The sequence below is a fragment of the Streptomyces sp. FIT100 genome, from assembly GCF_024584805.1.
Lineage (GTDB): Bacteria > Actinomycetota > Actinomycetes > Streptomycetales > Streptomycetaceae > Streptomyces.
In genome coordinates, this window is record NZ_CP075715.1 from 695,977 (window position 1) to 708,248 (window position 12,272).

The following is a 12,272-nucleotide window of genomic DNA, read 5'->3' on the forward strand; positions in this document are numbered from 1 at the left end:
GGGCCGTGTCGCCCGGGTCGCGGCTCCCTAGCGGATCGGCATCCCGGACAGCGTGCGGGCGATCACCAGGCGCTGGATCTCGCTGGTGCCCTCGAAGATCGTGTAGATCGCTGCGTCGCGGTGCATGCGCTCCACCGGGTACTCGCGGGTGAAGCCGTTGCCGCCGAGGATCTGGACGGCCTGCGCGGTGACCTTCTTGGCGACCTCGCTGGCGAAGAGCTTCGACATCGAGCCCTCGGCCGCGGTGAACGGCTTGCCGCTCACCCCCATCCAGGAGGCGCGCCAGACGAGCAGCCGGGCCGCGTCGATCTGCGTGCGCATGTCGGCGAGCTGGAAGGCGATGCCCTGGTTGTCGATGATCGGGCGGCCGAACTGCTCACGGGTCCTGGCGTAGTCGAGCGCGTAGTCGTACGCGGCGCGGGCCGTGCCGACCGCCATGGCGCCGACGGCGGGGCGGGACGCCTCGAAGGTCGCCATGGCGGCGTTCTTGACGCGTTCGCCGCCGCCCGCCCTGGCCCGCTCGCGGGCGCGGGCGAGGCGCTTGTCGAGCTTCTCCTTGCCGCCGAGGAGGCAGGAGCCGGGGACGCGGACGTCCTCCAGGACGACCTCGGCGGTGTGGGAGGCGCGGATGCCGTGCTTCTTGAACTTCTGGCCCTGGGAGAGACCGGGGGTGTTCGGCGGCACGATGAAGGAGGCGTGGCCCTTGGTGCCGAGCTCCGGGTCGACCACGGCGACGACGACATGGACGTTGGCGATGCCGCCGTTGGTCGCCCAGGTCTTCGTGCCGTTGAGGACCCATTCGTCCTTGGCCTCGTCGTAGACGGCGCGGGTGCGCATCGAGCCGACGTCGGAGCCGGCGTCGGGCTCGGAGGAGCAGAAGGCGGCGACCTTCACGTCCTGGACGTCGCCGTACATCTGCGGGATCCAGGTGCCGATCTGCTCCTCGGTGCCGTTGGCGAGGACGCCGACGGCGGCGAGTCCGGTACCGACGATGGAGAGGGCGATGCCGGCGTCGCCCCAGAAGAGCTCCTCCATGGCCACCGGGATGCCGAGGCCGGTGGGGTCGAAGAACTGCTGGGCATAGAAGTCGAGGGAGTAGATGCCGACCTTGGCGGCCTCCTGGATGACCGGCCAGGGTGTCTCCTCGCGCTCGTCCCACTCCGCGGCGGCCGGGCGGATCACGTCCTTCGCGAAGCCGTGCAGCCAGTCGCGCACCTGCTTCTGGTCGTCGTTGAGATCGAGCGCGAACTCGGTCATTTTCCCCTCCTGATGTGCATCCACTCGCCCGCTGCGACGCATGTTACTAGCGGTAACCGCAGTCTGTTACCGGCAGGTACGGGCTGTCAACCGCCATCGGCACGATCGCCACCCGAGCCCGGCGGAGTGTTACGTTTCGCAGGCCGCAGGAGAACGAGGGCGGGGAGACGCCATGGAGACCACGACTCAGCAGACCGACCAGCAGCGGTCGGTGGACCAGCGGCGACGGGAACTCCTCGAAGCCGCGGACCGTGTGGTGCTCAGGGACGGGCCGGGGGCGTCCATGAACGCGATCGCGGCGGAGGCGGGGATCACCAAGCCGATCCTCTACCGGCACTTCGGTGACAAGGGCGGACTCTACCGCGCCCTCGCCAAGCGGCACACCGACGCACTGCTGGACGCACTGCGCACCGCGATCGACGCCAGCTCCGACCGGCGCGAGCGGGTCGAGCACACGCTCGACACCTACCTCGCGGCGATCGAGGCGCGGCCTCAGGTCTACCGCTTCCTGATGCACCCCGCCGACGACCCCCAGCTGACCGAGCAGACCTTCGACGTCGGCCGCCACTCGGCGCCGCTGCTGCGCCGACTCGGCGAGGAGCTGGCGAAGGTCATCGCCGAACGCGTCGACCTCGGTCCCGGCGGCGACGAGCTGGCCCGGATCTGGGGCCACGGCATCGTCGGCATGATGCACGGCGCCGGCGACTGGTGGCTGGGCGAACGCCCGTGCTCACGGCAGCAGTTGGTCCGGAGCCTGGCGGACCTGCTGTGGGGCCGCCTGTCGGTGGCCGAGGACCGCGCGGGCAGCCCGGGCTTCTGACGGGGACCGGCGCCAGGACCCCCAGCGCCAGGACCCCCGTACGGCCTTCGGCCGTTTCCCCCATCGCCGGACGGGCCGGGTTCCAGCCCGTCCGGCGATCGAGGAGCGGGGGTTCGGGGGCGGAGCCCGGTTCGGGGCTACCGGCGCCCCCACGCCGTGCGGCCCACCGCACGCAGGGCGCGCCGGCGGCGCCAGCCGGTGACGCGGTCCAGGTAGACCCCGCCCTCCAGGTGGTCGCACTCGTGCTGGAGGCACCGCGCGAAGAACCCGGTGCCCTCCACCCGCACCGGCGCGCCCTCCGCCGTCACGCCCTCCACGACCGCGCGGTCGTACCGGGGCGTCCCCGCCTCGATCCCCGGCAGCGACAGACAGCCCTCGGGGCCGCGCAGCTCGACCCCGTCCGCGGCGACGAGCCGCGGATTCACCACGTGCCCGAGGTGGCGCACGTCCTCGTCGTCGGGGCAGTCGTAGACGAAGACCCGCAGCCCCACACCGACCTGGTTCGCCGCGAGCCCGACGCCGTTGGCCGCGTACATTGTCGCGTACATGTCCTCGATCAGCCTCGCCAGCGACGGTCCGAAGTCGGTGACCGCCTCGCAGGGCGCGTGCAGAACGGGGTCACCGAGCAGGCGCATGGCGCGGACGCGCCCGGAACTGCCGGGGATCGGTCGGTTTCGCATGCCGGCAAGGTTACGTTCCGCCCACCTGCGCGAACCGCGGTTCGGGCCCGTGACCGGATCTCGATAGGCTGAGCCCCGACCGACGCAAGGAGGATCAAGGACGATGGCAGGACACCCTGGCAACGCAGAGCCGCTGTCGCCGCGGGCCAAGCTGGCCGTGACGGCAGGGAAGGCCGCAGCGGCGGTGTCGCGCGCAGCGGGACGTGGCAGCGGATCGGTGATCGGCGGCCGGGTGGCGCTGAAACTCGACCCGGATCTGCTGAGTCGGCTGGCACACCACCTCGACGTCATCCTGGTGTCGGCGACGAACGGCAAGACGACCACCACCCGGCTCATCGCCGAGGCGCTGCGCGCCAGCGGCCCGGTCGTCTCGAACGCGCTGGGCGCGAACATGCCCGCGGGCATCACGTCCGCGCTCGCCGGCGGCTCCGACGCCAAGTACGGCGTGATCGAGGTCGACGAGAAGTACCTGGCCGGGGTCGCCCGCGACACCACCCCCAAGGCCATCGCGCTGCTCAACCTCTCCCGCGACCAGCTCGACCGCGCCGCCGAGACCCGGATGCTCGCCGAGAAGTGGCGCGAGGGCCTCTCCGGCACCAAGGCCGTCGTCATCGCCAACGCCGACGACCCGCTGATCGTCTGGGCCGCGTCCTCCTCCGCCAACGTGGTGTGGGTGGCCGCCGGACAGGAGTGGAAGGACGACGCCTGGTCCTGCCCGTCCTGCGGCGGTGTGATGCAGCGCCCCGGCGACGACTGGTACTGCGGCGAGTGCGGCTTCCGCCGGCCCCCGGTGAGCTGGGCGCTGAGCGGCGACCACGTACTCGACCCGCACGGCTCGGCCTGGCCGATCCACCTCCAGCTGCCGGGCCGCGCCAACAAGGCCAACGCCGCCACCTCCGCCGCGGTCGCCGCCGTCTTCGGCGTCCCGCCGCAGGTCGCCCTGGAGCGCATGTACCAGGTGCAGGCGGTCGCCGGACGGTACGACGTGGTGTCGTTCCTCGGCCGCGACCTGCGGCTGCTGCTGGCGAAGAACCCGGCCGGCTGGCTGGAGACGTTCTCGCTGATCGACCCGCCGCCGACCCCGGTGATCCTCTCCGTCAACGCCCGCGGCGCCGACGGCACGGACACCTCCTGGCTGTGGGACGTCGACTACACCCGGCTCGCCGGGCACCCGATCCTGGTGATCGGCGACCGCAGGCTCGACCTGGCCGTCCGCCTCGAGGTCGCGGGCCTGGAATTCCGGGTCTGCGACACCGTCGAGGAGGCCGTGCAGCTCGCCCCGCCCGGGCGGATCGAGCTCATCGCCAACTACACCGCCTTCCAGGACGTACGCCGCCGCGTCGGCAACTGAGCCGGCAGACCAGAGGAAAAGAGAGCATGAGCGACAGCAGCCTGCGCCTGGTCTGGGTCTACCCGGACCTGCTCAGCACCTACGGGGACCAGGGCAACGCCCTGGTCGTGGAGCGCCGGGCCCGGCAGCGCCGACTCGGCGTCACGCGCGTCGACGTCCGCAGCGACCAGCCGGTGCCGACCTCAGGCGACATCTATCTGATCGGCGGCGGCGAGGACCGGCCGCAGCGGCTCGCGGCGGAGCGGCTGCGCCGGGACGGCGGCCTCTCCCGGGCCGCGTCCAACGGCGCGATCATCTTCTCGGTCTGCGCCGGGTACCAGATCCTCGGCCACGAGTTCATCAACGACCTGGGCGAGCGCGAGCCCGGCCTCGGGCTGCTCGACGTGATCTCCACGCGCGGCGAGGGCGAGCGGTGCGTCGGCGACGTCCTCGCCGACATCGACCCGCGGCTCGGCCTGCCGCAGCTGACGGGCTTCGAGAACCACCAGGGCATCACGCATCTGGGACCGACGGCCCGGCCCTTCGCACGCACCGTGTTCGGCAAGGGCAACGGCACGGGCGACGGCACCGAGGGCGCGTACAACGACACCGTCTTCGGTACGTACATGCACGGCCCGGTCATGGCCCGCAATCCGCAGATCGCGGATCTGCTGCTGAAGCTGGCGCTCGATGTGAACGCACTGCCGCCGGCCGACGACCGCTGGTACGAGGCGCTGCGCGCCGAGCGCATCGCGGCGGCGACCCAGCCGGCCTGACCCGCGGCCGGCGGCCTCCGTCCCGCAAGCGGATTCGTACGAACATCCGGTGTCCACGGTGCGGACGTCCGGTTCGGCCCCCGCCACCTGCCGCCGGTAGGCTGGCGGGGATCCAACCGGACGACGTGGTCCGGGAGTCGGCCCACGTTGCAAAGGTATTCGGGCTCATGCGCATTGGTGTCCTCACGTCCGGCGGCGACTGCCCCGGTCTGAACGCGGTCATCCGTTCCGTCGTGCACCGCGCCGTCGTGGACCACGACGACGAGGTCATCGGCTTCCACGACGGCTGGAAGGGCCTGCTGGAGGCCGACTACCGCAAGCTCGACCTCGACGCGGTGGCGGGCATCCTGGCCCGCGGCGGCACCATCCTCGGCTCCTCCCGGGTGCAGCCGGCCCATCTGGTCGACGGCGTCGAGCGCGCCAAGGGCCACGTCGCCGAGCTGGGCCTCGACGCGATCATCCCGATCGGCGGCGAGGGCACGCTGAAGGCCGCCAACCTCCTCTCCGAGGCGGGGCTGCCGATCGTCGGCGTACCGAAGACCATCGACAACGACATCGCCTCGACCGACGTCACCTTCGGCTTCGACACCGCCGTCGGGGTCGCGACGGAGGCGCTGGACCGGCTGAAGACGACCGCCGAGTCGCACCAGCGGGTGCTGATCGTCGAGGTCATGGGCCGCCACACCGGCTGGATCGCCCTGCACTCCGGCATGGCCGCCGGCGCGCACGCCATCGTCGTGCCGGAGCGCCCCTTCGACATCGACGAGCTGACCAAGCGGGTCGGCGCGCGCTTCGAGGCGGGCAAGCGGTTCGCGATCGTCGTGGTCGCGGAGGGCGCCAAGCCGCGCGAGGGCACGATGGAGTTCGACGAGGGCGGCCGGGACATCTACGGCCACGAGCGCTTCGCGGGTGTCGCCCGGCAGCTCTCGGTCGAGCTGGAGCACCGGCTCGGCAAGGAGGCCCGGCCGGTGATCCTCGGGCATGTGCAGCGCGGCGGCACGCCGACCGCGTACGACCGGGTCCTCGCCACCCGGTTCGGCTGGCACGCCGTGGAGGCCGCGCACCGCGGCGAGTTCGGGATGCTGACGGCGCTGCGCGGCACGGACATCACGATGGTGCCGCTGGCGCAGGCCGTGGAAACGCTGAAGACGGTTCCCGACGAGCGGTACGCCGAGGCGGAGTGCGTCCTCTGAACCTCTGACACCTCTGACACCTCCCCTCTGAACACCTCCCCGGACGTCACGAACCGCCCCCGGTCGCAGCAGCGGCCGGGGGCGGTTCTAGTCTGGTCCGGACAACCAGCACGAATCAGGGCGCTCCAGGGGCAGGGCAGGCAGATGGATCACAGCGGGCACGGCGGTCACAGTGGGCACGGGATGCCGATGGATCTGCCGCCGTTCACGCTGGGGCGGGGCCTGGAGCTCTCCGGCGACCCCGTCTTCCTGGCCGGCTGCCTCCTCGTGCTCGGCCTGTACGCGTGGGGCGTCGTCCGGCTGCGGCGGCGCGGGGACGCGTGGCCGGTCGGCCGGACGGTCTTCTTCACCGTCGGCGTGCTGAGCATCGCGCTGGTGATGTGCACCGCGCTCAACGACTACGGCATGGTCATGTTTAGCGTGCACATGGTGCAGCACATGGTGATCAGCATGCTCTCGCCGATCCTGCTGCTGCTCGGCGCCCCGGTGACGCTCGCGCTGCGCGCCCTGCCGGTCGCGGGACGCGGCGCGAAGGGCCCGCGCGAGCTGCTCCTCGCGCTGCTCCACAGCCGCTACATGAAGGTCGTCACGCATCCGGCGTTCACGATCCCGATGTTCATCGCGAGCCTCTACGGGCTCTACTTCACGCCGCTCTTCGACTTCCTCATGGGGTCCAGGGCCGGGCACATCGCGATGATGGTGCACTTCCTCGCCGTCGGGCTGATCTTCTTCTGGCCGATCATGGGCGTGGACCCGGGTCCGCACCGGCCGGGCTATGTGATGCGGATGCTGGAGCTGTTCGCGGGGATGCCGTTCCACGCCTTCTTCGGCATCGCGCTGATGATGGCGAGCGCACCGATGGTGAAGGCGTACGAGAACCCGCCCGCGTCACTCGGGATCACCGCGCTCTCCGACCAGAATGCGGCGGGCGGCATCGCCTGGGCGTTCAGCGAGATCCCGTCGGTGCTGGTGCTGATCGCGCTGGTGTTCCAGTGGTACCGCTCCGAGCAGCGCCAGGCGGTGCGCAAGGACCGGGCGGCGGACCGGGACGGGGACCGGGAGCTGGAGGCGTACAACGCGTATCTGGCCTCGCTCCAGGCGCGCGGACGCTGAGCACGCACGGCGGCCCCCGCCTGGTACGTGCCCGCCAGTAGCGCGAGGCACGTCTCAGGGGTCACGATGGCTGCACGGCCCTGGCCATGGCTTCCAGCGATGGCGCGTCGGCCCGGAGGAGGACGCGCATGTCCGGTTCGAGTGCCACGAAGACGATGGGTGTGCTCACCGTCTCGACCCTGGTGGTCGTGACGGCCTACACGGTCGCGCTGGGGAGCAACGGCTGGCTGTGGTTCGGCTGGATCGTACTGGGTCTCGCCACGATCGGGATGGTGGCGTCCAAGCCCACGTGATCCAGGGGCCGGCGGAGGTCACGCTTCTCAGGGTTCTTTGAGGTTCGTCCGGTACGGATGGGCGCATGAGCGACCCTTCCCCCGGCGGCCCTCCGCCCGGCGGCCCTTCTCCCGGCGGCCCCTCCTCGGGCGACGTCACCGTGCTCGTCGTCGACGACGAGCCGAACATCCGTGACCTGCTGTCCCAGACCCTGCGGCTCGTCGGCTTCCGGGTCACGACCGCCGCCACCGGCTTCGGGGCGCTCACGGCCGCCGAATCGGGGCGGCCGGACCTCGTCGTGCTCGATGTGATGCTGCCCGACCTCGACGGGTTCGAGGTGGCGGGGCGGCTGCGCGCGGCGGGCACGGACGCACCGGTGCTCTTCCTCACCGCACGCGACTCGGTGGACGACCGGATCAGGGGCCTGACGGCCGGTGGCGACGGTGATGGCGGGCGGGGTCGGTGCCACCCTGGTCATCGGCGCTCTGGCGGGGATCTATCCGGCGGTACGGGCGGTACGGCTGCCCCCGACCGAGGCGCTGGCCGCGGCCTGAGCGCCGGTACGCGGGGGCGCCGGGCCGGACAGGGACGGTACGCGGGGGCGCCGGAACGGAAAGGAGGGAGGGTCCGCCGGGCGGTTGCCGGCGGGCCTTCCGCCGTCGGCGGATGACCGCGACCGCGGTTCACTGGCCGGCGGAGAGCTGCCTCGCCTTGGCGGCGACGTGGTGGCGCGTGATGCGGCCGATCTCGTGCCAGAAGGGCTTGGCGGTCAGGTAGGTGCCGAGTACCGACAGAATGCCGAAGGACACGTCCACGCTGATGCGCCCCTGCTTGGCCCAGTAGACGTCCTGAAGGTCGAGCAGCAGGGCGAACTCGTCGGCGATCAGCGCCGTTCCGCATCCGTAGGCGGCGGCGACCGCGGGATGCCCGACGGCCTGCTCGTCTCCGCGGACCGCGATCAGACCGACGCAGGCGAGGGTGCCGATGCCGAAGTTGTAGTGGTGGATGTGCTCGCCCCCCGCGGAGATGTTCCCCCAGGGCAGCCACCCGCCGCGGATGCCGTGCGTGATCAGCCGCACGGTCCCGAAGGTCGTGCCGAAGGCGATCCATGTCACCAGCAGCGACCGCTGGAGCGGGGTGAGGTTCCGGTCCGCCGCCTGGTGCCAGCGCGCGAGCAGCCCCGTCCCGGTCGTGCCGCCCCCACGCGTCGGATTCGCTCCCATGGGCTGCCCTTCCTGTGCGGACGACACACCGGCGCCTCACTCGGGCGCTTGCTCATCAGGACCATCGCTGTCATGCCCCGGCGCGGACGGCGGAAAGAGCACGTCCTCCAAAACCTCGAGGGCGAACATCAGCACCATCATCAACACCGGGACCAGCACGGCTATCACGACCATGGCGTCTCCCCAGAGGAGTCAGGGTGCACGGTCTCCGCGACCTCGACGACACCACTGCCCGGCTTGCCACCTCCTCGCGCCGGCACCCGGTTCCTCGCCCCAGCTTCTGCCCGAACGGAGCACGGCGCACGCTGCGGCGTACGGCGCGGCGGGCGCGACGCGGGCCTGTCCAGGGCGCCGACCTGGGCTTCCGGGGCAACACCGCGGGCTACGCCGATAGGCCATTCGAGTGAGACCGGCGCCGCGCGGCCCGGGCTTTCGGCCTGTTCGGCCGCCGGGCTCGCCGCGCCCCCGGTCCACGGCCGGCGCAGGCTCCGCCATCGGCGGGCCCCCCACGCCACCGGGACCTCGGGCCGCGAGGGCCGCGACGTCGTCGGGTGCGGCGCCTTCGGGACGGGCCGAAGCCGTCAGTCGAGCGCGGCGAGCAGTTCACGCTCGCGCTGGGCGCCGAGGCCGGCTCGTCTCACCCGGTCCACTCGGCGATGGGCAGCCGCGCACCGTTCCGCAGCAGCAGCGGGATCCGGTCGAGCGGCGCGTCCAGCGTGTACGTGCCGGCGCCCTCGTACGGCTCGCCGGTCCAGGCGCAGGTCCAGCGGGCGCCCGCCGGCAGATACACCTCGCGGCGGGTGGCACCGGCCTCGGTGACGGGGGCGACCAGGAGATCAGGACCAAGCAGGAACTGGTCGGTGACGGTCCAGCTGGCCTCGTCCCCGGGGAACTCCAGGAACAGCGGGCGCATCGGCGGCAGCCCTTCCTGCGAGGCCACCAGCATCTGGTCGGCGACGTACGGGCGGATCCGCTCCCGCACCTTCAGGTACCGGCTCAGGATGGCGTATGCCTCGTCGCCGTAGGACCACACCTCGTTGGGGCCGCCGGTCATCTCCCCGCCGAGCGGCAGCCACGGCAGCCGGAAACCGTGCAGCCGGAAGATCGGGCAGAACGCGCCGAACTGGAACCAGCGGACGAGGACTTCGCGGTACGCCGGGTCGTCCGGGTCGCCGCCGTGGAAGCCTCCGATGTCGGTCGTCCACCACGGGATGCCGGACAGGCCGATGTTGAGGCCGGCCGTGATCTGTGAGCGCAGCGTGGCGAAGTCCGTGCCGATGTCGCCCGACCACACGGCCGTTCCGTAACGCTGGCTGCCGGCCCAGGCCGAGCGGCTGAACGACATGCCGTCGGTGTTGCCCGACGCGGCCATGCCCTCGTGGAAGGTACGGGCGTTCTCCCTCGGGTAGAGGTTGGCGACCTCGAGGCCGGGTCCCGCGTGGTAGCGCAGGTTGGCCGGGTGACCGGGATTCATCTCCGGCTCGCAGGCGTCCAGCCACCACAGGTTGACGCCCAGGGACTGGTAGTTCCGCTGCGCCTTGGACCAGACGAACGCGCGGGCCTCGGGGTTGGTGGGATCGTAGAAGGAGACCATGGCCTTGGCCCGTGAGCCCTTGTCCATGAAGGGCGCGTGGGCGGCGGTGCCGAACTCGTTGGCCACGAGCAGGCCGCGGCGCTCCATCTCGTCGTGGTTCTCCGAGAGCCGGTTGACCGAAGGCCAGATGGAGACCATCAGCTTGATGCCGAGTTCGTCGAGTTCGGCGACCATGGCGGCCGGGTCGGGCCACTCGTCGGTGTCGAACTTCCAGTCGCCGAGGTGGGGCCAGTGGAAGAAGTCGGAGACGATGACCGACATCGGAAGCCCGCGGCGCTTGTGCTCACGGGCGACGCCGAGCAGTTCCTCCTGTGTCCTGTAGCGCAGCTTGCACTGCCAGAACCCGGTGCCCCAGTCCGGGAACTCGGGCGCGTGCCCGGTGGCGTCGGCATAGGAGCGCAGGATATCGGCGGGCGTGTCCCCCGCCGTGATCCAGTAGTCGATCTGGCGGGCGCTGTCGGCGACCCAGCGGGTGCCGGTGGCGGCCAGCTCGACGCGGCCGACCGCGGGGCTGTTCCAGAGCAGGCCGTAGCCGCGGCTGGACAGGACGAACGGGATGGAGACCTCGGTGTTGCGCTGCACCAGGTCGATCACGGCGCCCTTCTGGTCGAGCAGTCCGTGCTGGTGCTGGCCGAGACCGTACAGTCGTTCGCCCTCGTACGCGGCGAAGTTCTGCTCCAGGCGATGGTGGCCGTTGCCCGTGGGGGTGTACACGCGGGTGCCGGGCCACCAGAAGTGCGCGCGGCGCTCGGCGAGCAGCTCACGCCCGTCCTCGGTGCTCACGAAGCGCAGCCCGCCGTCGACGGTGAGCTCGGCGGTGATCCGTCCGTTGACCAGGCGGGCCGGCGCGACCGGGTCGGTGGGCGAGCCGAGACCGGTGCTGAACACCGTCAGGCCGTGCAGGTCCGGGACGGTGATCTCGGCCTTGGCCCCGGCCGGGCGGTCGAGGAGTGCGCCGGGTATGTCGTCGCGCGGTGCACCGAGCGTGGCCCGCACCCGGACCGCGTCGGGGCCCCATGCCTCGACCCGCAGGGTCTCGTGGTTGCCGCTCCACTCCAGGCCGCCGTCGCGCTCCCGAAAGGACATGGTTCTCCCTGTTCCTGGCTGTTCTTGGCTGTTCTTGGATGGTGCCGTGGATGGTGCCGTGGATGGTGCGGGTTCGTACGGGCAGAAGGCCCGTCAGTCCTTGACGGAGCCGCCGGTGATGCCGGCCGCGATGTAGCGCTGGGCGATGACCAGGAGGATCGCGGCGGGTACGGAGGCGATGACGGCCGAGGCCATGACCGCGTTCCAGTCGGCGGCGTTGGCTCCGATGAAGCGGTAGATGCCGACGGTGACCGGGGTCACCGCGTCGCGCGAGGTGAGCGTGATGGCGAAGAGGAAGTCCGCCCAGGAGAAGAGGAAGGCGAAAAGCCCCGCGGTGATCACGGAGTTGCGGCTCATCGGCAGCACCACGCGCAGAAAGGTGCGCCAGTGACCGGCTCCGTCGAGGGCTGCGGCCTCGACGACCTCCTTGGGCAGGTTCTGCATGAAGGCGCGCAGCAGGATCGCGGCGAACGGCACCGACAGCGTGGACTGGGCGAGCATCAGGCCGATGGTGTTGTTCAGCAGCCCGAGGTGGCTGTAGAGCACGAACAGCGAGTTGGCCTTCGCCATGCCGGGGATCATCTGGACGATCAGCAGCACGAAGAGGATGAGTCCCGCGTGGCGCAGCGTGAACCTCGCCAGGGCCCAGGCCAGCGGGGCGGCCACGGCGAGGGTGATCAGGACGTTGCCGCAGGCGACGAAGAGGCTGATCAGCAGATGGCGGCCCTGGGTGTCGAAGGCGGCGCGGTAGCCGTCGGCCGTGGGATCGCTCGGGAACCACCTGGGCGGGATGGAGAGCAGCTCGTGGCTCGGCTGGAGCGAGGCGTTGAACATCCAGTAGAGCGGGAAGAGCAGCACGGCGACGAGGGCGACGGCGAGGGCGGTCGTGCCCCAGCGGCGCGTCGACGGGACGGTTGCGGTGGTCAT

At 71.3% G+C, this 12,272-nt stretch carries 12 protein-coding genes and 1 pseudogene; 7 read left to right on the top strand and 6 right to left on the bottom strand.

Annotated elements, in window-relative coordinates:
- Positions 1–27: 27 nt before the first annotated feature.
- On the bottom strand, positions 28–1,257 hold the full coding sequence (locus KK483_RS02855) for an acyl-CoA dehydrogenase family protein (protein WP_262003426.1): 1,230 nt from the start codon (positions 1,255–1,257) through the stop codon (positions 28–30).
- A 172-nt stretch (positions 1,258–1,429) separates the two neighbouring features.
- Between KK483_RS02855 and KK483_RS02860 the strand changes: the two genes are divergently transcribed.
- A complete protein-coding gene (locus tag KK483_RS02860; protein WP_262003428.1) occupies positions 1,430–2,077 on the top strand; it encodes a TetR/AcrR family transcriptional regulator in 648 nt (215 codons plus the stop codon).
- 137 nt (positions 2,078–2,214) lie between these two features.
- Here KK483_RS02860 and def read toward each other — a convergent pair whose 3' ends face one another.
- The gene (def, locus tag KK483_RS02865; RefSeq protein ID WP_262003429.1) at positions 2,215–2,757 is read right to left on the bottom strand and encodes a peptide deformylase; all 543 of its coding nucleotides are present in this window, start codon (positions 2,755–2,757) and stop codon (positions 2,215–2,217) included.
- Positions 2,758–2,860: 103 nt separating this feature from the next.
- Here def and KK483_RS02870 point away from each other — a divergent pair, with 103 nt between their 5' ends.
- The 6 genes and pseudogenes from KK483_RS02870 to KK483_RS02895 form a co-directional block, all read left to right on the top strand.
- Positions 2,861–4,108 carry a MurT ligase domain-containing protein gene (locus KK483_RS02870; RefSeq protein WP_262003431.1) on the top strand — a complete coding sequence of 416 codons (1,248 nt, stop codon included), beginning with the start codon at positions 2,861–2,863 and terminating at the stop codon, positions 4,106–4,108.
- Positions 4,109–4,134: 26 nt separating this feature from the next.
- The gene (locus KK483_RS02875) at positions 4,135–4,863 is read left to right on the top strand and encodes a type 1 glutamine amidotransferase (protein WP_262003432.1); all 729 of its coding nucleotides are present in this window, start codon (positions 4,135–4,137) and stop codon (positions 4,861–4,863) included.
- A gap of 167 nt (positions 4,864–5,030) precedes the next feature.
- Positions 5,031–6,056, top strand: a complete 1,026-nt coding sequence (locus tag KK483_RS02880) for a 6-phosphofructokinase (RefSeq protein ID WP_262003433.1) — start codon at positions 5,031–5,033, stop codon at positions 6,054–6,056.
- 144 nt (positions 6,057–6,200) lie between these two features.
- Complete coding sequence (locus KK483_RS02885) at positions 6,201–7,169, top strand: cytochrome c oxidase assembly protein (RefSeq protein WP_262003434.1); 969 nt, start codon at positions 6,201–6,203, stop codon at positions 7,167–7,169.
- 128 nt (positions 7,170–7,297) lie between these two features.
- A complete protein-coding gene (locus KK483_RS02890) occupies positions 7,298–7,462 on the top strand; it encodes a hypothetical protein (RefSeq protein ID WP_242332541.1) in 165 nt (54 codons plus the stop codon).
- 65 nt (positions 7,463–7,527) lie between these two features.
- Positions 7,528–7,884: pseudogene (locus KK483_RS02895) on the top strand (response regulator); the annotation flags it as partial.
- 241 nt (positions 7,885–8,125) lie between these two features.
- Here the strand turns inward: KK483_RS02895 and KK483_RS02900 are convergent.
- The 4 genes from KK483_RS02900 to KK483_RS02915 form a co-directional block, all read right to left on the bottom strand.
- A complete protein-coding gene (locus KK483_RS02900; RefSeq protein ID WP_262003436.1) occupies positions 8,126–8,665 on the bottom strand; it encodes a hypothetical protein in 540 nt (179 codons plus the stop codon).
- A 36-nt stretch (positions 8,666–8,701) separates the two neighbouring features.
- Positions 8,702–8,839, bottom strand: a complete 138-nt coding sequence (locus KK483_RS02905; protein ID WP_262003437.1) for a hypothetical protein — start codon at positions 8,837–8,839, stop codon at positions 8,702–8,704.
- Positions 8,840–9,302: 463 nt separating this feature from the next.
- Positions 9,303–11,345: a glycoside hydrolase family 31 protein gene (locus tag KK483_RS02910; protein WP_262003439.1), complete on the bottom strand. Its 2,043-nt coding sequence runs from the start codon at positions 11,343–11,345 to the stop codon at positions 9,303–9,305.
- Between the two features lie 93 nt (positions 11,346–11,438).
- Entirely contained in the window at positions 11,439–12,272 is an 834-nt protein-coding gene (locus KK483_RS02915) for a carbohydrate ABC transporter permease (protein ID WP_262003440.1), read from the bottom strand.